The 21,290-nt window shown below is 62.3% G+C and carries 15 protein-coding genes; 8 read left to right on the top strand and 7 right to left on the bottom strand.

Going from position 1 to position 21,290, the window contains the following annotated elements:
- Positions 1–2: 2 nt before the first annotated feature.
- The 3 genes from M0D64_RS05225 to M0D64_RS05215 form a co-directional block, all read right to left on the bottom strand.
- A complete protein-coding gene (locus M0D64_RS05225) occupies positions 3–941 on the bottom strand; it encodes an ABC transporter permease subunit (protein WP_054040391.1) in 939 nt (312 codons plus the stop codon).
- 16 nt (positions 942–957) lie between these two features.
- Positions 958–2,574: a peptide ABC transporter substrate-binding protein gene (locus tag M0D64_RS05220; RefSeq protein ID WP_154562904.1), complete on the bottom strand. Its 1,617-nt coding sequence runs from the start codon at positions 2,572–2,574 to the stop codon at positions 958–960.
- 181 nt (positions 2,575–2,755) lie between these two features.
- Positions 2,756–3,328 carry a cupin domain-containing protein gene (locus M0D64_RS05215; RefSeq protein ID WP_154562906.1) on the bottom strand — a complete coding sequence of 191 codons (573 nt, stop codon included), beginning with the start codon at positions 3,326–3,328 and terminating at the stop codon, positions 2,756–2,758.
- Between the two features lie 947 nt (positions 3,329–4,275).
- Here M0D64_RS05215 and M0D64_RS05210 point away from each other — a divergent pair.
- From M0D64_RS05210 to M0D64_RS05180, 7 genes are all read left to right on the top strand, one after another.
- Positions 4,276–5,817 (top strand): peptide MFS transporter, encoded by a 1,542-nt coding sequence (locus tag M0D64_RS05210; RefSeq protein ID WP_266257003.1) that lies wholly within the window; start codon positions 4,276–4,278, stop codon positions 5,815–5,817.
- A gap of 192 nt (positions 5,818–6,009) precedes the next feature.
- On the top strand, positions 6,010–7,488 hold the full coding sequence (locus M0D64_RS05205) for a PLP-dependent aminotransferase family protein (protein WP_266256888.1): 1,479 nt from the start codon (positions 6,010–6,012) through the stop codon (positions 7,486–7,488).
- A gap of 472 nt (positions 7,489–7,960) precedes the next feature.
- Positions 7,961–8,413 carry an HU family DNA-binding protein gene (locus M0D64_RS05200; protein WP_007177969.1) on the top strand — a complete coding sequence of 151 codons (453 nt, stop codon included), beginning with the start codon at positions 7,961–7,963 and terminating at the stop codon, positions 8,411–8,413.
- 399 nt (positions 8,414–8,812) lie between these two features.
- A complete protein-coding gene (locus M0D64_RS05195; protein WP_154562910.1) occupies positions 8,813–10,222 on the top strand; it encodes a circularly permuted type 2 ATP-grasp protein in 1,410 nt (469 codons plus the stop codon).
- A gap of 173 nt (positions 10,223–10,395) precedes the next feature.
- Positions 10,396–11,346, top strand: coding sequence for an alpha-E domain-containing protein (locus M0D64_RS05190; RefSeq protein ID WP_154562912.1), 951 nt, complete (start codon positions 10,396–10,398; stop codon positions 11,344–11,346).
- Positions 11,347–11,359: 13 nt separating this feature from the next.
- Positions 11,360–12,187 (top strand): transglutaminase family protein, encoded by an 828-nt coding sequence (locus M0D64_RS05185; protein WP_266256887.1) that lies wholly within the window; start codon positions 11,360–11,362, stop codon positions 12,185–12,187.
- Positions 12,188–12,427: 240 nt separating this feature from the next.
- Positions 12,428–13,300: a proteasome-type protease gene (locus tag M0D64_RS05180; protein ID WP_154562916.1), complete on the top strand. Its 873-nt coding sequence runs from the start codon at positions 12,428–12,430 to the stop codon at positions 13,298–13,300.
- A gap of 339 nt (positions 13,301–13,639) precedes the next feature.
- Here the strand turns inward: M0D64_RS05180 and M0D64_RS05175 are convergent, their stop codons facing one another.
- On the bottom strand, positions 13,640–14,815 hold the full coding sequence (locus M0D64_RS05175; protein ID WP_266256886.1) for a porin: 1,176 nt from the start codon (positions 14,813–14,815) through the stop codon (positions 13,640–13,642).
- A gap of 533 nt (positions 14,816–15,348) precedes the next feature.
- Complete coding sequence (locus M0D64_RS05170) at positions 15,349–16,659, bottom strand: YihY/virulence factor BrkB family protein (RefSeq protein WP_266256885.1); 1,311 nt, start codon at positions 16,657–16,659, stop codon at positions 15,349–15,351.
- A gap of 365 nt (positions 16,660–17,024) precedes the next feature.
- Between M0D64_RS05170 and M0D64_RS05165 the strand changes: the two genes are divergently transcribed.
- Positions 17,025–18,620 (top strand): methyl-accepting chemotaxis protein, encoded by a 1,596-nt coding sequence (locus M0D64_RS05165; RefSeq protein WP_266256884.1) that lies wholly within the window; start codon positions 17,025–17,027, stop codon positions 18,618–18,620.
- A 186-nt stretch (positions 18,621–18,806) separates the two neighbouring features.
- On the opposite strand, the gene M0D64_RS05160 is transcribed toward M0D64_RS05165, so the two are convergent.
- Positions 18,807–19,397: a YSC84-related protein gene (locus M0D64_RS05160; RefSeq protein ID WP_266239923.1), complete on the bottom strand. Its 591-nt coding sequence runs from the start codon at positions 19,395–19,397 to the stop codon at positions 18,807–18,809.
- Between the two features lie 219 nt (positions 19,398–19,616).
- A complete protein-coding gene (locus M0D64_RS05155) occupies positions 19,617–21,005 on the bottom strand; it encodes an FAD-binding oxidoreductase (protein WP_266256883.1) in 1,389 nt (462 codons plus the stop codon).
- Positions 21,006–21,290 lie beyond the last annotated feature (285 nt).

Genomic DNA, 21,290 nt, shown 5'->3' with positions numbered 1-21,290 from the left:
GATCAGTACCGGATGCGCGGATCGAGCCATGCATACGCGAGGTCGACCAGCAGATTAAACAGCACGGCGACGGCGGTCGTCAGCACGACGAGGCCGAGCACGAGGGTGTAGTCGCGATTGATCGCGCCGTTGACGACCAGTTGGCCGAGACCCGGCAGCGCGAACACCGATTCGGTGACCACGGCCGCGGTGATCGACGAGATGCAGATCGAGCCGAGCAGCGACACGACCGGCATCAGCGCCGGCTTCATCGCGTGGCGCAACACGATCGTGCGGCCCGGCAGACCTTTGGCGCGCGCTGTGCGGATGAAGTTACCCGACAGCACTTCGATCATGCTGCCGCGCATCACGCGCGCGATCCCGGCGACGTTGATGATGACGAGCAGCACGATCGGCAGCACGCGATAGCGCCACTCGCCTTCGCCCCAGCCGCCGGCCGGCAGCCAGCCGTGGCCTTCGGAAGTCTTCAGCAGGATCGCGAAGATCCACACCAGCACCGGCCCGAGCACGAACGGCGGCACCACGTTGCCGATATTGCCGAGCACCATCACGAAGTGATCGACGAAGCGGTCACGCCGCACCGCGGCCAGCGTGCCAAGCGCGACGCCGATCACCAGTGCGATCGGCACCGATACGCCGCCGACGCCGAGACTCACCGGCAACGCCTTCCACACCAGATCGTTGACGCTCCAGTCGGCGTAGCGGAACGACGGGCCGAGGTCGCCGTGCAGCAACGAGCCCAGGTAATGGAGGTACTGCAGCCACAACGGTTCGTCGAGGTGATACTTGGCGTTGAGGTTCGCGAGAACGGCCGCCGACAGGTGTTTCTCCGTGTCGAACGGCCCGCCGGGGGTGAGGTGCAGCAGCAGATAGCACGCGGTGATCACGGCGAGAATCGTCGGGATCGCCCAGAGCGTGCGGCGCAGCGTATAGGCCAGCATGACGGTGCTCCCGCGCTTAGTGCTTGATCAGATACATGTCTTGCGTGGCGCGCTGGTCGACGTAATTGGTCGACGTGTAGCCGCCGACATACGACTTGACCAGCCGGTCCGCCGAGTACTGGAAGAGCGATACCAGCGGGTAGTCGTTCATGGCCAGATCGTGCGCCTGCGTGAGCAGGGCAGTGCGCTTCGCGTCGTCGAGTTGCAGGTTGCCTTCATCGACCAGTTTGTCGACTTGCGGGTTGCAGTAGCGCTGATCGTTCTGCACGCTGTTGCAGCGTATCAGATCGAAAAACGAGTTGGCGTCGTTGTAGTCGACAAACCAGCCGTCGCGCGAGGCCTGCACCTTGCCGTCGTGGCGTTGCTTGAGCAGGACCTTGTATTCGACGTTTTCGAGCTTGGCGGTCACGCCGAGCTTGGTGCGCCATTCCGAGGTGGCAAACAGCGCGACCTTCTTGTGCAGGTCGTTGGTGTTGTAGGTGAGGGTGAACGTCAGCGGCTTCGCGTCCGAATAGCCTGCGGCCTTCAACAGATTGCGCGCGTAATCGACGCGCTTGGCCATCGGCCAGCTTACCCAGTCAGGCGTGAAGACGTTCGAGCCTTCCGTGCCCTTGGCGATCAGGCCGTACATCGACACCTCGCCGTCGGCCGTTATACGCTTGGTCAGCAGGTCGCGATCCAGCACCATCGCCAGCGCCTGGCGCACTCGCTTGTCCTTGAATGCCGGGTCTTCGTTGTTCAGGCTGTAGTAGTAGGTGGCGATCTGCAGGCCGGTTTTCAGTTCGGAGCCGAACTGTTTGCTGACCTGCGCATAGATGCCCGACGGAATCGAATACGTGTAGTCGAACTGGCCGGCCTGATACATGCGCATCGCCGTTTCGTCGTTTTCGATCGGCAGATAGGTCACTTTCGTGATCACGACCTTGCTGGCGTTCCAGTACGTGCTGCTTTTGGATGCCACCAGCCGGTTGCTTGGCTGCCAGTCGGTCAGCACATACGGGCCGTTACCGACGAAGTTGCCGGGACGGGTCCAGTCACCGCCGAATTTGGTCACGGTCTCACGATTGACCGGGGCCATGGCCGGCATGGCGGTCAGTTGCGGGAAGAAGGCGGCGGGCACTTCTGTGGTGACTTCGAGCGTGTACGGATCGACGGCACGTGCGGCGAGGCTCGTCAGCGGCGCCTTGCCGGCGAGGATCGCCTTGGCGTTCTTTACGAATTCGACCAGCACCGTGTATTTCGAACCCGTTTTCGGATCGAGCACGCGTTGCCATGCATAGATGAAGTCAGCCGCCGTGACCGGCTGGCCATTGCTCCAGCGCGCGTCGTGGCGCAGCTTGAAAACCCACGTAGTCGGCCCGGTGCGCGTCCACGATTGCGCGACGCCCGGCACGATCGCGCCGGCCGCGTCGATGCGCGTCAGACCTTCGAACATGTCGAGCGCGATCGTGTCGCCGGTCCAGGATTCGATATGCGCGGGGTCGAGCGATTCGGTTTCGGCCGGTACCTGGCGGGTCATTTCCTGGCTTGCGGCGAGGGTGACACCTGCGGGTACGTTGACGGCGAAGGCGGAGGGCTGAAACGTAAGGACGAGCGCAGTCAGCGCCGTCGCGTAGGCAAACGGGGTTTTCATCGGTTGAAGTCGCAGGAAAGGTCGAGAGAAGAACGCGCTGGCGCCGGGGCGCCCGGTTATCTGCGGTGCTCGGGGCGGGGCGGCCCTTGTTGCCCGTGCTGGTTGCGCGACATGCAGGATTCCTTACATTTCGTAATGCAGGCAAACCCTGGCCGGATCAACCGGAAAAGGTGCCTGCTTTTTAAAACAGTCTCGGTGTACCCACCCAGACGACCACCGTCTCGATACGCGCGGTATTCGCCCAGCTATGAGGCACCGTCGATTCGTAATGCGCGCTGTCTCCCGCGTGCAACACGAACGTCTTGCCTTCCAGCGTCAACGACACTTCGCCGCTGATCACATACATAAACTCTTCACCGGCATGCGTGGTGACTTCCGAGCGTTTCTGCCCGGGCGGCATCCTCACGAGGATCGCTTCGAGCTGACGGCCGCCCGTCAGATTAGTCAACCGTGCAAACAGATTGGCCGAGTCCGCAAAACCGAAAAACTTCAACTGATCGCCGCGGCACATCGAGCGTTCTTCGCTTGGCGTGTCGACGAAATACTGCACCGTCACCCCGAGTGCGTGGGCAATCCCGGCCAGCGAAGTGATGGACGGTGACGCCAGACCGCGTTCGACTTGCGACAAAAACGGTTTGGAAATCCCCGCCGCTGTTGCCGTTTCATCCAGCGTGCGCTTCAGCCGTTGCCGCAGCGCGCGGATCTTGCTCCCAAGTTCGAGTGCCGGGTTGTTCTTTTGAATTGTCGTGACCATAGCAGGAGGAAATTAGCCCGTCAAAATTTGTTTGATATAAGTAAATATGGTTTGATTGCGGTCCAGGCCGGGGTGGCGGGCCGTTCGGCGCCCGGTCGTGCAAGGGGCCGCAATTTCGAGACAACGCTCTATGTTGCCAGAACCGAAATCCGCGCCAGCCGTTTTGACCGGCAATCGGCGAGAAACTGAAAGCGGATGCGGTAAAGACTGCTGTATGCAATGGGTGTCGGCATTGATGCAAATTGAGTATCAGGAGACGTTAAAGGCATGACATCAAAGACTATTTTCAGCCACACCCGACTGGGGAATGAAGGAATATGGCGCGTAAGAACAGGTAATTGGCGTGGCATCAGTGAATTCCCTGAGTGACGAACCGTGTTTCTGTTTGCAGAATCAGGCCCGCTTGGCGGATGGGCGCACGTGTTTGTATCAGACGCGACGCCAACCGCTGTTTTTTATTCCGCGCGCAGCGATCCTGCGCGGCGGAGCATTGTCCGGCACGTTCCATCAGAACGCTCGCCGGCATGAGGACATGACTATCACTGCCGATTTTTCCCGCCGTGGGCTGTGTGCCCGCCGCCCGGCGCGGCCGTCATCTGCCGCCCGCCGGATAGCCGTTCCCCACAATGCTTTATCATTGAGCCCGTTCCGCTTGCCGGAACCCGAGCCCGATGTGGCGAAGCGTCCCCCAAGGGCACTTCCTTCGGGACGTCCCGCGTGGCGGGCCTCCATCCCATTCCCTGGTTTTTCTGCTGGTACAGGCGCCTCACTTTGCAACGTGGCTTGCAGATGAGCGCGTAGCTGAGCGTGCCGCTGGCTACGCACATGCCTATGCAAATGCCTGTGCCGCGTCGCGCCGGCTCCGCCGACCGTTTTCCCAGATCCAGTTTTTCGCGCCGCGTGGCCAGTCCGCGTGCCGCTGCAACCGTAAGAACAAGAGGTTCATGATGAATTCGTCCAATCCCGCCAGCGCACCGGTCTCGCAGACCCGTTCGTTCTCGACGGTCTTTCTGATCGAGATGTGGGAGCGCTTTGGCTACTACGGGATGGCCGCGCTGCTGGTCCTGTTCATGATCGACAAGCTGAACTTCACCGACAGCCACGCCACCCTCACGTGGGGCGCGTTTACGGCACTGGTGTATGCATCGCCGTCGATCGGCGGCTGGATTGGCGACAAGATTCTCGGCGCGCGCCGCACGATGATCTTCGGCGCCGGCGTGCTGGCAGCCGGCTATCTGATGCTGGCGTTACCTAATGAGCAATTGAGCTACATGTACGCGTCGCTCGGCGTGATCGTGGTGGGCAACGGGCTGTTCAAGGCGAATGCCGCGAATCTCGTGCGTCGCATCTACGAAGGCGACGACGCGCGCATCGACAGCGCATTCACGATCTATTACATGGCGGTCAATATCGGCTCGACGGTGTCGATGCTCGCCACGCCGTGGATCAAGGACCATTGGGGCTGGCATACGGCATTCGCGGTCTGCTGCGCCGGCATGCTGCTGTCGGTGCTGAACTACTTCATCATGTTCCGCACGCTCGCGCAAATCGGCTCCACGCCGGACGCCGAGCCGATTCGCTGGAAACGCGTCGGCGCGGTTGCGTTGGGCGGTATCGTGCTTGGCGCGGTCACAATGTTCGTGCTGCAGCACAAGGCGATTGCGGTGGCTTGCGTGTACACGGCGGGCGTCGCGATTCTGGCGATCTTCGGCTACATGCTGGTGAAGTGCGAACGCTCAGAGCGCTCGGGCCTGGTGGCGGCGCTGATCCTGACCGCGCAGGTGATCCTGTTCTTCGTGTTCTACGTGCAGATGTCGACGTCGCTCACGCTGTTCGCGCTGCGCAACGTCGATCCGCGTTTCATTCTGTTCGGCCAGACGTGGTTCACGTGGAGCGCCGCGCAGTTCCAGGCGCTCAATCCGATCTGGATCATGTTGCTGAGCCCGGTGCTCGCGCTGCTCTATACGAAGCTCGCGAAGAGCGGCAAGGACGTGCCGGTCGCAGTGAAGTACGCGTTCGGCTTCGCGGTGGTGGCGGCCGGCTTCTTCGTCTATGCGGCGAGCGGCAACTACGCGGTGAACGGCCGCGTGTCGTCGTGGTTCATGGTGGGCGGCTACGGTTTGTATTCGCTCGGCGAATTGCTGGTGAGCGGCCTCGGCCTCGCGATGATCGCGCGCTACGTGCCGGCGCGGATGAGCGGCTTCATGATGGGCGCTTACTTCGTGGCAACCGGCGTGTCGCAATATCTGGGCAGCGTGGTGGCGAACTTCGCGCAGATGCCGGCGGGCAATCTCGATCCGCTCGAATCGCTGCCGCTGTACACCAAGTTGTTTAACGGCTTGGGCTGGCTTGCGGCGTTGGGCGCGCTGATCGCCGTGCTGCTGTTGCCGCTGATGCGCAAGCTCTCGCGTGAGCATCAGCGTTGCGGCGATGAAGCGCGTGAGAACGCGCGGCAAGCGGCTGCATTGAATGGGGCAGTGGTGGAGTAATCGCTTCCCGGTAGTGCAACAAAGATGGCGCGCCTCGTATTACAGAGGCGCGCCATTTTGCGTTTTATGCGCGGTTCCTTGTCGTAAATGTCCGGTACGTTTCTGCTCCGATGGCGCCGACGGAGGTAAGCTTACGGTCGGTATTGGTCTTTCGGAATAAGCATTTCCCGGATATTTAAGGTAGCCACTCGGATGGACATCCATATCGCGGTCGACGGGCGTCACGATCTGTCCGGACAGATCTACCGGCAGTTGCGTGCCGGCATACTCGAAGGGCGCCTCGCCGGCGGCACGCGTTTGCCGTCCACGCGCGATCTCGCCACGCAATTGGGCGTCTCGCGCAAGACCACACTCGAAGCATTCGAACGCTTGCTCTCTGAAGGCTATTTGAGCGCGCACGCCGGTTCGGGCACCTTCGTCGCCGATGGTCTGGAGCGTCTGCCGGCGGAGCGCTCGTCGCATGCACTAGCGGTTGAGTCGGCGCGCGAGCGGGCGAAGGCGAAGCCGAAAGCGGCAGCGCGTGCCCAACCGCTGTGGGAAGAGATGCCCGAGACTTTGCCATTGCCGCGGCCCACGGTGGCCTCGCCGCACGATTTCGTCGGCGGCGCGACCGACAAATCGCTGTTCCCCTTCGACGTCTGGCGCCGTTGCGTGAACCACGCATTGCGTGTGCAGGCGCGCGGCCCAGGCACGTATCGCGACGTGGCCGGCGAACAGGAATTGCGCCTCGCGATTTCGCGCTACCTGGCGTTCAACCGCGCGGTCACGAGCAACTGGGACGACGTGATCGTCACGCAAGGCGCGCAGCACGCGCTCGATCTGATCGCGCGCATCACATTGCGGCCCGGCGAGATCGCGGCGCTCGAAGACCCAGGCTATCCGCCGGTACAGGCGTGCTTCACGGCTACGGGCGCACGCGTGGTGCCGGTGCCGGTGGACGCCGAAGGCCTGATCGTGAGCAAGCTCCCGGACAAGGCGCGGATCGTCTACGTGACGCCCTCGCATCAGTTCCCGCTCGGCATGCCGATGAGTCTGGAGCGGCGCGTCGAGTTGCTCGAATGGGCGCAGAAACGCGGCGCCGTGATCATCGAGGACGACTACGACTGCGAGTACCGTTTCGAAGGCCGGCCGATGGAGCCGCTGAAGAGTCTCGACCGCGCCGGTCTGGTCGCATACGTGGGGACGTTTTCGAAGACGATTTTTCCGGAACTGCGGGTCGGCTACGTGGTGCCGCCGGCCTCCCTCTATGGCCCGCTTCTCAAGGCCCGACAGATTGCCGACTGTCACGGCTGCACCCTCACGCAAACCGCGCTCGCGACCTTCATGCTCAACGGCGACTTCGCCAAACATCTGCGGCGCATGCACAAGACCTATGCGGCGCGCCGCGCGATGCTGCTGAAGCATTTGCAGGGCGACCTCGCGCCGTGGTTCGAACCGATTGTGCCGACCGCCGGCATCCATATGGCGACGTGGCTGAAGGCGCCGTTGACCGAGGAGGCGCTAGTGAGCGCCGCGCGTGAAGCGTCGATCGGTTTGTATGGGCTCGCGCCGTTTTATCAGCGTGCGAAGCCGCAGCCCGGTTTGATGTTGGGTTACGGCAGCATTGCGGTCGAACATATCGACGCGGCCCTTACCAGGCTCGCCGACATTCTGCCGCGGCTCGCCCGCTGACGACTCAAAACACGCTCGAAGATTACTTAAGCCTATCCTTGAAACGGCCTGCGATTTTCTGTCGCAGAGCAATGTTAGCCGCCCCTTGCAGAGACTTTCGCTGCAGGGGGCGTGTTTTTTCCGTCGCGTGAATCGGCGTGGCGAACGCGTCGGCGAGTCACGGTTTCGCCATCGAGTCGCTATCCGTCGACGATCGCCCGGTGCCGAAAGTGCCTCAATTCAGGCGTCGAAATGGCTTGTAACGCACGTTACGTGTTCGTGTTGCAGACCGGTCCGACGCGCGCCGCCGCACGTTTACCCGCTAAAACAAGGATCAAAATGTGTTGCGCAGTCTGCGCCGCGCAACAAACCTTCGCTGTTATACACAAAAGAGTCGCGCAAATCGTATTAGCGCTTGTAGAATCCGGCGTTGAAGCGTGCGCATACCGTGTGCGCTTCGTGCAATTTACTGACCACTACAGGTAGGAGAAACATGCCGACTTCCGCAAAAAAGGTGGCCAAGAAGGCTGCTGCCCCGGTACCGACCAAGAAGGTTGCTGCAAAGAAAGTCCCTGCGAAGAAAGCCGTCGCAGCTAAGAAGGTCGCCGTGAAGGCGTCCAGCGCTCCGTCGCCGATCAAGGACACCTTCACGAAGGCCTCGCTGGCTGCACACGTCGCTGAACGCGCTGCTGTGGAACCGAAGACCGCCAAGGCCGTTCTGGCCGCGCTCGAAGACACGATCCTCGGCGCTGTGCACAAGAAGGGCGCTGGCGAATTCACGCTGTCGGGTCTTCTGAAGATCGTCGTGCAAGCTGTGCCGGCGAAGAAGAAGCGCTTCGGCAAAGACCCGTTCTCGGGCGAAGAGCGTTGGTTCCCGGCCAAGCCGGCTAGCGTGCGCATCAAGGCACGTCCGCTGAAGAAGCTGAAAGACGCAGCAGCAGGCTAATCGTGCTTCATGCGTTGCCGCGGTTTTTGAGCGTGGTTGTTTAACGGTGCGTTTTTAACCGTGCGCTTTTAACCTTGGTTAACGTTTGAGCCGACCCGCAGTGCGAGTTGTCCGAATCCCCGTGGATGCGAATCCGCGGGGATTTTTTATGCGCGCCTGCCGTGGTTTGGCGAACTCGCCGCTGCCCGCCAAGGTGCCGCTTATGCACCGTACTAGCGCATCATGAGCCGCCGCAGTACGATGGCAGCGAGGCCATGCCGGTCGGGATGCGCTGTTGGCGTGCATGCACTGTATTTGGCACGCGAAAAGCTCAATGGCATAGCGCTTGCTTCAACGATTGTCGAACACCGAATGCGCAGCGCATTCGCCTTCTATCCGACAACAAGAGCGGGGCGTGACATGCGATGCTATGACGAGATGCGTCATCATGACGATGCCGTGCGGCCACACTACGCGCGCTTTGAGCGGTGGCTGGTGAAGCAGGGCAATGAGGCGATCGCACGCAAGCGTGCGGAAGCCGACCTGCTGTTCCGCCGGGTCGGTATCACCTTCGCGGTGAACGGCGATTTGTCCGGCACCGAGCGGCTGATCCCTTTCGATCTGATTCCGCGCATCATTCCGCGCAGCGAATGGCAGACGCTGGAGGCCGGTTTGCGCCAACGGGTGCAGGCGCTCAATCTGTTTATCCACGACGTCTATCACGATCGCAACATCGTGCGTGCCGGCATCGTGCCGGCCGAACAGGTTTATACCAACGCGCAATACCGGCCTGAAATGCAGGGCGTCAACGTGCCGCTCGGTGTTTACGCGCATATCGCCGGCGTCGACGTGGTGCGCGCAGGCGACGAGGGCGAGTTCTACGTGCTCGAAGACAACCTGCGGGTGCCGTCGGGCGTGTCCTATATGTTGGAAAACCGCAAGATGATGATGCGGCTTTTCCCCGAGCTGTTCGTGCAGAACCGCATTGCGCCGGTCGCGCATTATCCCGATCTGCTGCTCGACACCCTGCGCTCGGTGGCGCCCGAAGGCGTCGACGATCCGGTCGTGGTGGTGCTCACGCCGGGCATGTACAACTCCGCGTACTTCGAGCACACCTTCCTTGCGCAGCAGATGGGTGTCGAACTGGTGGAAGGCAAGGATCTGTTCGTCGACGACAACTATGTGTTCATGCGCACCACGCAGGGACCGAAGCGTGTCGACGTGATCTATCGCCGCGTCGACGACGATTTTCTCGATCCGCTCGCTTTCCGCAACGATTCGGCGCTGGGCGTGCCGGGTCTGTTGACCGCCTATCGGGCCGGACGTGTGGCGCTGGCGAACGCCATGGGCACCGGTATCGCCGACGACAAATCGATCTACCCGTACGTGCCGGAAATGATCGAGTTTTACCTCGGCGAGAAGCCGATCCTCAACAACGTACCCACGTTCCAGTGCCGCAAGCCTGACGATCTCGCGTACACGCTCGCGCATCTGCCCGAGCTGGTCGTGAAGGAAGTGCACGGCGCGGGCGGCTACGGAATGCTGGTGGGACCGGCATCGACGAAAGCCGAAATCGAATCGTTCCGGGAGCGCCTGATTGCGCGGCCCGCGGGTTATATCGCGCAGCCTACGCTCGCGTTGTCGGCGTGTCCGACCTTTGTCGAATCCGGCATCGCGCCGCGCCATATCGACTTGCGGCCGTTCGTGCTGTCCGGCAAGAGCGTGACGATGTGCGCAGGTGGTCTCACGCGCGTGGCGTTGCAGGAGGGCTCCCTCGTCGTCAATTCGTCGCAGGGAGGCGGGACCAAAGATACGTGGATGGTCGACTGACGCGGTTGCCAATGCGGTTGCTCATGCTGGAGTTATTGCAGCATTTCATGCAACCGCGCCCGCAACCCAACGTGCCGGCGAAGTAGTCGAACCGCCGCCGGTGCACACGGATAACCAGCGCGAGCCTTTTTACTTTTACCAGGGTCTCGCGTCATCAGATACGGAACGCCGTCATGCTAAGCCGAACCGCCGATCACCTCTTCTGGATGGCCCGCTACATGGAGCGCGCGGAGAACACCGCCCGCATGCTCGACATCAACCTGAAGGCGCTGCTGTTGCCGCAAACGCCCGAACAGGAAGCGCGCGCGCAACGCTCGGTGCTGCGCATTTCCGAGCTCGAAAGCGCGTTCGCGCAGCGCTACGACGAACCGACCCGCGAACATGTGCTCGATTTCATGGTGGCCGATGCGACCAATCCGTCGAGCATTCACTCGTGTTTGCAGGCCGCGCGCGAAAACGCCCGCGCCGTACGCGGCACCTTGACGACCGAATGGTGGGAAACCATCAACGACACCTGGCTCGAATTCAACGAACGGAGCCAGTCCGGTCAGGCCGTGAGCAATCCGGGCGCGCTGTTCGAGTGGGTGAAGTTCCGCTCGCACCTGTCACGCGGCGTGACGATCGGCACTGCGTTGCAGGACGATGCGTTCTTCTTCACGCAGCTCGGCACCTTCCTCGAACGCGCCGACAACACCGCGCGGATTCTCGACGTGCGCTTCGCCGACGTCGAGCCGAATTCACGCGATGCCGCCCGCCAGCTCGAAGACTTTTACTACTGGACCTCGATTCTCAGTTCGGTGTCGGCGCTGGAGATTTATCGCAAGGTGTATCGCGATGTCGTCACGCCGGCGCGAGTGGTCGAATTGATGATCCTGAACCAGCAGATGCCGCGCTCGCTGCTCGCTTCGCTCGAAGGCGTCTGCACGAATCTGGCGATGCTGCGCACGCCGGGCTCGAACCAGTGCGAACGGTTTGCCGGCAAGCTGCGCGCCGAGCTGGTGTATTCCGACATCCGGCAGATTTTCGAAGCCGGCCTGCACGCCTATCTGACACAGTTCCTTGCTCGCGTGTTCGAGCTCGGCAATCTGGTTGCGCGTACCTATCTGATGTTGCCAGTCGCCTGACGGAGTTCTTTTTATGTACCTGACGATCCGCCACGACACGTCCTATCGCTACGAAGCGACTGTCCATTATTCGATCCAGCAACTGCGTCTGACGCCGGCAAGCGGCGCCTCGCAGGTGGTGCGGCGCTGGAGCATCGATGCGCCCGGCAAGCTCGACGCCACCTTCGACGCCTACGGCAATGTGCTGCATACGCTCGTCATCAACAAGCCGCACAGCGAGATTCGTCTGCACGTAGCGGGCGAAGTGGACACGATTGCGCTGAAAGATGGCCAATTGCCCGACGCGGTCGGGCCGATTCCGCTCGAGCATTTCACCTGCTCGACGCGTCTCACCGAGGCCGATGCGGCAGTCCGCGAGCTGGCCGCATCGGTGCCGAGTCTTGCGACGTCCAGCAATCTGATCGAGTTGTCCGAACAGATCGTGCAGCGCGTGAAGTACAACGCCGGTATCACCGAAGTCACCAGCACGGCGGCCCAGGCGCTCGCGCTCGGCAACGGCGTGTGCCAGGACCACGCGCATCTGATGCTGGCCTGCTGCCGCGCGCGCGGCATCCCGGCGCGTTACGTGAGCGGTTATATCGAACCCGGCGACGTGAGCGAAGGAGGAAGTCCCCTTGGGGCGGACCACGGCGCGAGCCACGCATGGGTCGACGTGTGGCTCGACGGCAAGGGCTGGATTTCCGTCGACGTCACGCATGCCGCGTTTGCCAGTGAGATCTACTGCCGGCTCGCCGTGGCGCGCGACTACGAAGCTGCCGCGCCGGTGCGCGGCCGGCGGATCGGCGGGCTGGAGGAGCATCTGAAGGTGTCCGTTACGGTCAGTGGGCAGATGCCGCAATAGGGGGCGGGGACTGACGGTCGGCTCAACTGGGCGCCCGGGGCTGCATGACAGGCCGCCCGCGGCCGCCTCCGCGGTCACATCACAGGACGGCTTACCGGGAGGGCTGGCGAGGCGTTTAAGTGAGCGTCAGCCCGCATAGCCGTTCAGATTCGGCGCGCGGCGGCCGTAAAACGGGGTAAGGCGCATGTGCGCCGCATTACAATAGCGCCGTTCAGTCGTTTTTTGCGGGTACTTTTCCTTATGACTTACTGTGTAGCGATGTCCGTCGATGACGGGCTCGTGTTCCTGTCGGACACGCGCACCAATGCGGGCGTCGATCACATCAGCACCGCGCGCAAGATGTCGGTGTTCGAGCAGCCGGGCGAACGCATGCTTGTGCTGCTGGGCGCGGGCAATCTGTCGCTCACGCAAGCGGTGCTGCACGAGCTGTCCGAGCCCGTCGACCCTTCGCAGCCTACGCTCTGGAGCGCGCCCACCATGGCCGACGCGGCTCGCGTGATTGGTCGCGCGGTACGCCGCGTGCATCAGCGCGAAGCCGAGGCGCTGCAGGAGTTCGGCGTCGAATTCAATTGCAGCTTCATTCTCGGTGGCCAGATCGCCGGCAACCGGCCGCGCCTGTTCATGATCTACGCAGCGGGCAATTTCATCGAAGCGTCGGCTGTGAACCCGTATTTCCAGATCGGCGAGGCCAAGTACGGCAAGCCGATCATCGATCGCGTGCTGACGCCGTCCACGCCGCTCGACGAAGCGGCCAAGTGCGCACTGATTTCGATGGACTCGACGCTGCGTTCGAATCTCTCGGTCGGGTTGCCACTGGATCTGCTGGTGTATGAGAAAGATTCGCTGCACGTCACGCGCTTCGTCTCGATCGACCACGACAATGCGTACTTCGAGATGATTCACCGCACGTGGGGCGAGCGGCTGCGTCAGGTATTCGGCGAGATTCCCGATCCGGACTGGCAGGAATCGCCTGATGTGCCGCTGCTGCAGCGCGAGCGTGCATTGGTGCTGCATCGCGCGCCGGTGGGAGCGGACGGCGTGGAGCACGAGCTCGATGCGAAACCGGCGCAGACATTGGCGCAGGCGGAGAAGGGCAAGGCCCAGCGGCGCTAGCCGGTTTCAGTTGAGGGTAGGCCGGCCACACCAGGGGCTGCAGCCGGCATCTGGGTCGTACGGATTGTGCGTTGTGTAAAACGGCTGTGCGCATCACACCAAGGTCGTCACGAGCCTGCTAGGGGCTTGCTGGCGGCCTTTTCTTTTGCATCGTCCGTTCAGTGGATCACGATGGACGTGCGGCGCGTGCGCGGTTGTCCGTCTATCCGCTACGTGTTTTGCGCATGCCAGGGTTCGCGCGCATGCGCCAGAACCAGCAGACGAAAAAAAACCAGCCACCGGCTTGCGCCCGTGGCTGGTTTTCAACTGCGTGTTGCTTCAGCAGTTGGTCAAGTTCGATTAGAACTTATGGCGGATGCCCAAGCTAACCATTTCTTGCGAGCTGGAAGCCGAGTCGTAGCCGTACGAACCGATTGCAGCGCCTGCGTTGACGACGGCCGAGCCGCCACCCGGCTGTGCCTGACGCTGATTGCCGCTGGCGTGCTGATATGCGCCAACCAGGTAGATGTCCGTGCGCTTCGACAGGTTGTAGTCGCCGCCCAGCGAAACCTGGTGGTACGTTGCACCCGTGTCGCCGCTAGACTTCGTGTAGATGTAGCCTACGCCCACCAGCATTGCCGGCGTTGCCTGGTAACCCAGGAAAGCGCCACCGACGTTGAACTTCTCGGTCGAACCGAAGCCCGACTGAGCGTCCGGCTTGTATTGAGCGTTGCTGTAGCGCAGGCTGGCCGTGAACGGGCCCGCAACGTATTGCGCTGCCACCGAAGCGATGCCGATCGACTTGGCCGTCGAGTAAATGCCGCTGACCTGGTTGTCGAACGTGCCGTCCGACGTGCCGCCCCAACCCGTGCGCGGAGTCGTCGCGGACGGGTTGTCGGCGCGGAAGTAGCCTGCAGCAACGCTGAACGGACCCGTTGCGAACGTTGCAGCACCCGACCACGTTTGCCCCGAACCCGTTTTACCGGCTACGCCGCCCAGAGCGTACATACCTTCGAACTGGAAGCCGCCCCACACCGGCGAGGTGTACTTGACAGCGCTGTTCGTGCGCGAGGTGTTGTCGTTGTTGTCGACGTCGCCCGGCGTTGTGAAGGTGGAACCGAAGTAGTTGTCAGCCGTCAGCGGCTGAACCAGGTCGACCACCGGGTCGTACTGACGACCCAGCGTGACCGTACCCCACTGATCGCCCGTCAGGCCGACATAGGCTTGACGACCGAACATCTTGCCGCCTTGACCCAGTGCGCCGGTGTTGACGTCAAAGCCGTTTTCCAACTGGAAGATTGCCTTCAGGCCACCGCCCAGGTCTTCCGTACCCTTCAAGCCGAAACGCGGGCCTTGCAGGTTGCCACCGAACAAGGCGACTAGATTGGCGTTCTTACCGGACGCGTCTTTCGTATTGTGAACGTACTGGATCGATTCATCGATCAGGCCGTACAGGGTAACGCTGCTTTGAGCATGCGCCACGCCGGTGACGCCGAGAAGCGCCAGCGAGAGGGTAGACAGTGCGACTCGTTTCATCCATTTCTCCACGCAGATGATTAGTTTGTTGTTGCGGAAAGGAGAATAGCTCACGGCCTCAACCGGCAAGAACCGGAAAAAAAAGAGTGTCTCCAAAAACCGACAAACGACGCAAAGCCTTGTATTTAAAGCCCGTTAACGATTGTTGCTATTTCCGCAATATTGATTGGTTGACCACGCATTATTGTTGTTTTGTTGACAGTGAAGGCCTCGCCACCCTCAATTTAGACACTTGTTTGAATGGCCTTTGTAATCTAGTCGTCTAGCTGTTCTCGCCGCTTTGCAGCATCCATATAAAAATGGAGCCGGGTTTCGCTTGACGGACGCGCTAGACAGAATTTATGCGTTGTGGGCAGGCAGCAGCCGCTGCGGTTGCAGCCTTTGGTTGAGATTTGACTTTGTGGTTTGTCGTGGTGGTCGGCGGTTACGGCCCGCTGCGATGGTCCGCCGCCATGGTCCTCATGTCGGGGCAGGCTCTTCTGGCGGTGTGAGTGCGAGACGCCGCCCGCTTCAGTCTTCACGCGCCACGGCCGTTATCGTCCCCCATTGCGGCGCGCCACCGCAGCGGCAGCGAGTCCAGCCGCTGCCGCAAACAACACCGAAGTCCACGGATGCCGTCTGACATAGCGATCGGCGGCGACGGCCGTGCGGCCCGCTTCGACCAATGTGACCGCGGCGACACGTGTCGCTTGCGCTTCGGCAAGGACGACAGTGCGGCCGATCTTGACTACGGTCGCCCGCGCTGAAGTCTTCTTTCGCGGTTCCAGCGGCGGTAAAGCTGACGCTGGCGTTGCTGCGGCACGCGCCACGGCGGCAGCCGCTCCGGTTGCTGGGGCAAGCCCGGCAGCACGGGTTTCGCGGTCTTCCACGCGAGGCTGCGCATCGATCGATACCGTCGATGCCGCCAGCACCGAAGCAAGCACGGCACGGCTGCCGGGCGGCGAGTCTTCCTGCATGCCCCAGCCGCCGCGCGGATCGTGCATGCGCCCGCGCGCCGCCGAAAACTCCGCACCGAGCAGGAGCACGGCGGCCGAGAAGTACAGCCACATCAGCAGCACGGCCAGCGAACCGGCGGCGCCGAATGAACTCGCCATTCCGGCATGCGCGATATACAGCGCGAACAGTTTCTTGCCCGCCGAGAACAGCATAGCCGCGACGATCCCGCCGACGAACGCATCGCGCCACTGCACCTTGGCGTCCGGCAGAAACTTCAGCAGTCCGGCGAAGGCGAAGGCCAGCACCAGCAGGCCGACGCCTAGTTGCAGCAGGTTGCCGATCACCACATACGGCGAGTTGCCCCACAGCCATTTGCCAATGAACGTGATGACCGTATCGAGCACCAGCGAGACGATCAGCAGGAAGGCGACACCGAGCACGAGGCCGAACGAAATCAGGCGCACGCGCACCATCGCGATCACGCTCGACGAGCGCGGCCCGGTATACGGCCACACCAGATTGAGCGCGCTATTGAGCGACGAGAAGGTAGCCGAGGCGCCGATCGCCAGCATCGAGAACGAAATGATCGCCGCGATGCCGCCGGCGCTGCCGCTGTGATGAGCGTTCTCGACGATCGTTTGCACGCCCGCGGCGGCCTGGTCGCCGAGCAGGCCGTGAATGTGGGTGAACAGTTCACCGCGCGCGGCCGCGGCGCCGAAGAACCAGCCCGCCACGGCGATCACCATGACCAGCGTGGGCGCGAGCGAGAAGGCCGCATAGAAGGCGATGCTGGCGGCCATGGCCGCGCAACGGTCGTCGGAAAACTGTTTGAATGCGCCAATTGCCCAGTTGGCCTGCCTGCGCGCTACCAACTGGAGGTTCTCGGAGGAGAGCGTGTCGATGTCCATGGTCGTGTTTCTCAAGGGGATACTGGCGCCGCAAGCGCAGTGTGCGAGCCGCTAAGGTGGCCTCAATGCAGCATTTGCAGACTTCGCATCGACGCCTTTCGTAAACCTTGTGCCTGTCACTATAACAAGCGCGTCGTGCCCATGCGCGTGATACGCCGCGAGCATGTGTGCCGTTAGAATGCCGCCGCCCCGGCAAGCAGCACCAGTCAAGCTCCGCCCCATAGGTCAACGCACGAAGGCATCAAACACACGCATCAAACAAACGCTGAAGTTTTCTCCCGCTCCGCCGTTATTCCGAAGATTGACATGAACAGTTACGGTGCCCGCCCGCGCGGCGCCGGCTATAAGTACAAAGGAATACGGAGATGGAACGTTTTCGCCTGAAAGTGCGGCTTTGGCTCGCGCTAGCAGTAATGTGCATGGGAATTCTGGCCATCGGCCTGTGGGGCGGGTTCAAAACGCGCGACACGATGATCGCCGACCGTCAGGCCGAGCTGAAAAACGTGGTGAGCGTGGCCTACAGCGTGCTGGATCGCTATAACGGCCTCGTCGCGGCCGGCACGATGTCGCTCGCCGACGCGCAACGCACGGCCATGGCCGACCTGCGCGCGATGCGCTACGACGGCGCCGGCGGCTACCTTGTGCTCGAGGACGCGCATGCAAGAGTGCTGATGCACGGCGTGCGGGCCGATCTCGAAGGCAAGGACATGAGTGGCTTCACGGACCCGAAAGGCCGCCACGTGTTCAAGGACGGCTCGGATCTCGCCCAGCGCGAAGGCGAAGGCTTCATCCACCTGCAGTTCCTGAAGCCGGGCTCCAATCAGATGGCGCCGAAGATCAACTACGTGCGGCTCTACAAGCCATGGGACTGGACGATCGTCACCGGTGTGTTCACCGACGATATCGACGCCGCGTTTTACACCACCCTCGTGCAGTACGTCGGTGCCGCGCTGATTCTGTGTCTGGTGGTGGGGCTCGTGATCGGCGTGATCCTGCGCAGCATCTTGCGGCAACTCGGCGGCGAACCGGCTTACGCGGCGCAGATCGCTTCACGTATCGCCGATGGCGACCTCGATGTGGTCGTCGAGACGAAAGCCGGCGACAACGTCAGCCTGCTCGCCGCGATGCAGCGCATGCAGCATCGACTCGCGCAGGCGATCATGCAGATTCGCAGCGGCGCAACGCTGATTTCGACGGTGTCCAACGAGATCGCCGCCGGCAACGCGGACCTGTCGCGCCGCACGGAACAGCAGGCGACCGCGCTCGGCGAAACCGCTTCCAGCATGGAGCAGATCACCGCGACCGTGAAGCAGAACGCCGATAACGCCAAGCAGGCCAGTCAACTGGCGCACAACGCCTCGGAGACGGCGGCGCGCGGCGGTGAAGTGGTCGGCCAGGTGGTCGAGACGATGCGTGGCATCTCGCAGTCATCGCACCGGATCGGCGACATCATTGGGGTGATCGAGGGGATCGCATTTCAGACCAACATTCTTGCCTTGAACGCGGCCGTCGAAGCGGCGCGCGCCGGTGAGGAAGGGCGCGGCTTTGCGGTGGTGGCGGGCGAAGTGCGCAGCCTCGCGCAGCGTAGCGCGGCGGCGGCCAAGGAGATCAAGACGCTGATCGAAGAATCGGCCGCGCAGATCGAAGGCGGCTCGCAGTACGTGGGCCGGGCCGGTGAAACGATGCAGGAAGTGGTGCACGCGGTGCGCCGCGTGACCGACATCATGGGCGAGATCAGCGCGGCGTCGGTCGAGCAAAGCTCGGGCATCGAGCAGGTCAACATCGCGGTGGCGAGCATGGATCAAACGACCCAGCAGAACGCTGCATTGGTGGAAGAAGCCAGCGCGTCGGCCGACGTCCTGAAAGCACAGACCGGGCAACTGGCGGCCGCGATTGCCGTGTTCACGCTGCCCGGAAGGGGCGTGAACAGCGTGGGGCACGCGAGGCGCCAGACAGACTGAATGTCGTGGCCAAGGTGACGCAGTGGCCAGGCGGGATTGTAAAACGGGTGAGTTTTACCGCAATGTGGTCAATATGACTGGTGAGGCGAGCATAGCCGTGATCGTGGCGCGCGTGACGCCGCCTGATGGAGGCGTCACGCGACCAGTTGCGTGACAGCGCCTGACCGCGCGCCAGCGAGCGTTCGCTCAGATGATCAGACGTGAGACCTTGGTGCCTTCGAGCGACACCCCTGCCATCAAGCCGCCGTTTGTCAGCACAAACGCTTCGACCGGGCTGGTGGCGGTCGACGTATCGATCGCGCCGTTCGCACCGACCTTCAGCACGGCAACCGTTGCATCGGCGCCTGCTGCCCATCCCTGGCTGCTGAGGAATGTGTCGAGCGCCCCTTGCGTCATGAACAGGAAGACCAGCGCCTTGGACTGGGCGCCGATCTGCAAACCGAACGAACCCGCGACAGTGCTGTAGTAGCCCGTTGTGCGTCCGGCCACGCGCAACGCGCCTTCGCCATATTGCGCGCCAACCCAGAAGCCCGCGGAAATTACCGACGGGAACACCAGCACGCCTTGCGCCTTGCCGACCAGTTCACGCGAGCCGGTGACGTTCGCGTAGAGACGCGACAAGGTGGAATCGACGCCGGCGTTGATCGTGTCGCGCTTGCCGGCGTTCGCCGACTCAGACGCGCTCGAGGATGGCGACGTGGTCGTGCAGCCGGCGAGGCCAAAACCCGCCGTAGCCAAAGCGGCGCTCGTGGTCATGATGAATTGTCGTCTGCGCATGATTGTTCTCCTGGTGCGTAGTGAAGATTGCGTTTTCTTGTCTGACAGTGAGTGCCGTGACTTCGGCACATGCGTACGTCGGCAGCCCGTATGCCTGCTAATCAGCATTTAGCGTGCCTGACGCCGCGGCCTGTGTATAGACAACTGTCATGCGCTGACGTTCGCGGGGGGATTCACGGCGCTCAACGCCGCTTCCCCCCTCAACTTCCCCCTCGATTCCTAAGCCGCCGGGCGGATATTCTGATTGTGGCGGAACAGGTTGTCAGGGTCGTAGCGGTTTTTCACGGCGCCGAGACGCTCGTAGTTTGGCCCATACGCGTCAGCCACCCGGCCGCCTTCCTCCTGCGTCATGAAGTTGACGTACACGCTGCCTAGCGCGAACGGTGCGGCTGCGTCGAAGAAAGCGCGCGCCCAGGAAATGCAGCGCTCGTCATCGCTCGCGTCGTCCCAACGGCCGTGCACGTTCATGGCGTATTGCGTGTCGCGGCTCGAATAGGCCGTGGCTTCGACCGGCACGCGGCTCGTCTGCGCGCCGATCTGCCCGAAGAAGATTTCGCATTGCGGTGACGGCAGCTTGCCGATCGCATCGAGCAGCGCATCGATGAGACCATCCGATATTTTGTCGAGATTGTGCGACTTCCAGTAGTTACGAGCGCCCGGCGTGAGCAGTGGATCGAACGCCTGTTGCCACATGGCGTACGGCATCGGCCCGAGATGTTCGCCGACCGGTGTGCCGAAGCCGCGTACGGCCTCCACCACGGACGGCCCGTTTTCGATGGAGCCCGAGTAGCACATCGCGAATACGATGACCGGTTTGCCGTGCACTTCGGGCGGCAGGAACGGCAGCGGTGGCGCAAGCCGTAAAACGGCCCATACGCTCAGCTCCTCCGGCATCTGTTCTGCAGCCGTGCGGTACTTGAGCAGGGCATTTTTCGCCTGATCGATCGGCAGCACGACGAGGCCGCCGTACACGAGCGGCCCGACCGGGTGCAGCGCGAACTCGAAACGCGTCACGACGCCGAAATTGCCGCCGCCACCGCGAATCGCCCAGAACAGATCGTCGTGCGAGTCCGCGCTTGCGTGCAGCAACTCCCCGTCGGCGGTGACCACGTCTGCTGAAATCAGATTGTCGACTGTCATGCCGTATCTGCGGCTCAGCCAGCCGAAGCCGCCCCCTAGCGTCAGGCCTGCCACGCCAGTGGTCGAGTTGATGCCAAGTGGCGTGGCGAGTCCGAATGCTTGTGCTTCGTGGTCGAAATCGCCGAGCGTAGCACCAGGCTCGACATACGCGCGCTGCGCGACCGGATCGATGAATACGGATTTCATCGGCGACAGATCGATCACGAGGCCGTCGTCGCATAGCGCGGTGCCGGCGATGTTATGGCCGCCGCTATGCACCGCCAGCGGCAGATTGTTGTCGCGCGCGAAGGCTACGCCGCGGCGCACGTCGGCCACGCCGGCGCAGCGCAGAATCAGCGCCGGATGCCGGTCGATCATTGCATTCCAGATGCTGCGGGCCTCGTCGAAACCCGCGTCGCCGGGCCGCAACAGTTCGCCTCGAATCGCGGCTTTGAGTTCTTCTGCGGCGCTGCTGGACACGCTTACCATGACACACCTCCAGACATTAATGGGAGACGCTCTCGAAACACCATTGAGCTGAACAAAGCAAATTGAAAGCGTCTGGACAGGTTCAAGTTGCGTCCAGTAAACGGCCCTGCTTCCTTAAGTCAAACGAAGGTAAACCCGCGTCCGCGATCGACACCGCGCGAAAGCACGTACGGCAAGTGTCCGTGCGCTGCGGCACGAGTCATGGCTGTCGTCGCCGCTGTGTATGGTGGAAATACTTCGGGAAAAGACTGCGAGAGGAAGTGTTGGTTGTGCGCCGCGGTGGTG

It is taken from the genome of Paraburkholderia sp. WS6, assembly GCF_030464835.1.
In the GTDB taxonomy this organism is placed as follows: Bacteria; Pseudomonadota; Gammaproteobacteria; order Burkholderiales; family Burkholderiaceae; genus Paraburkholderia; species Paraburkholderia madseniana.
The sequence above is the reverse complement of the archived record's forward strand: the minus strand, read 5'-3'. Positions and strand labels throughout refer to the sequence as shown.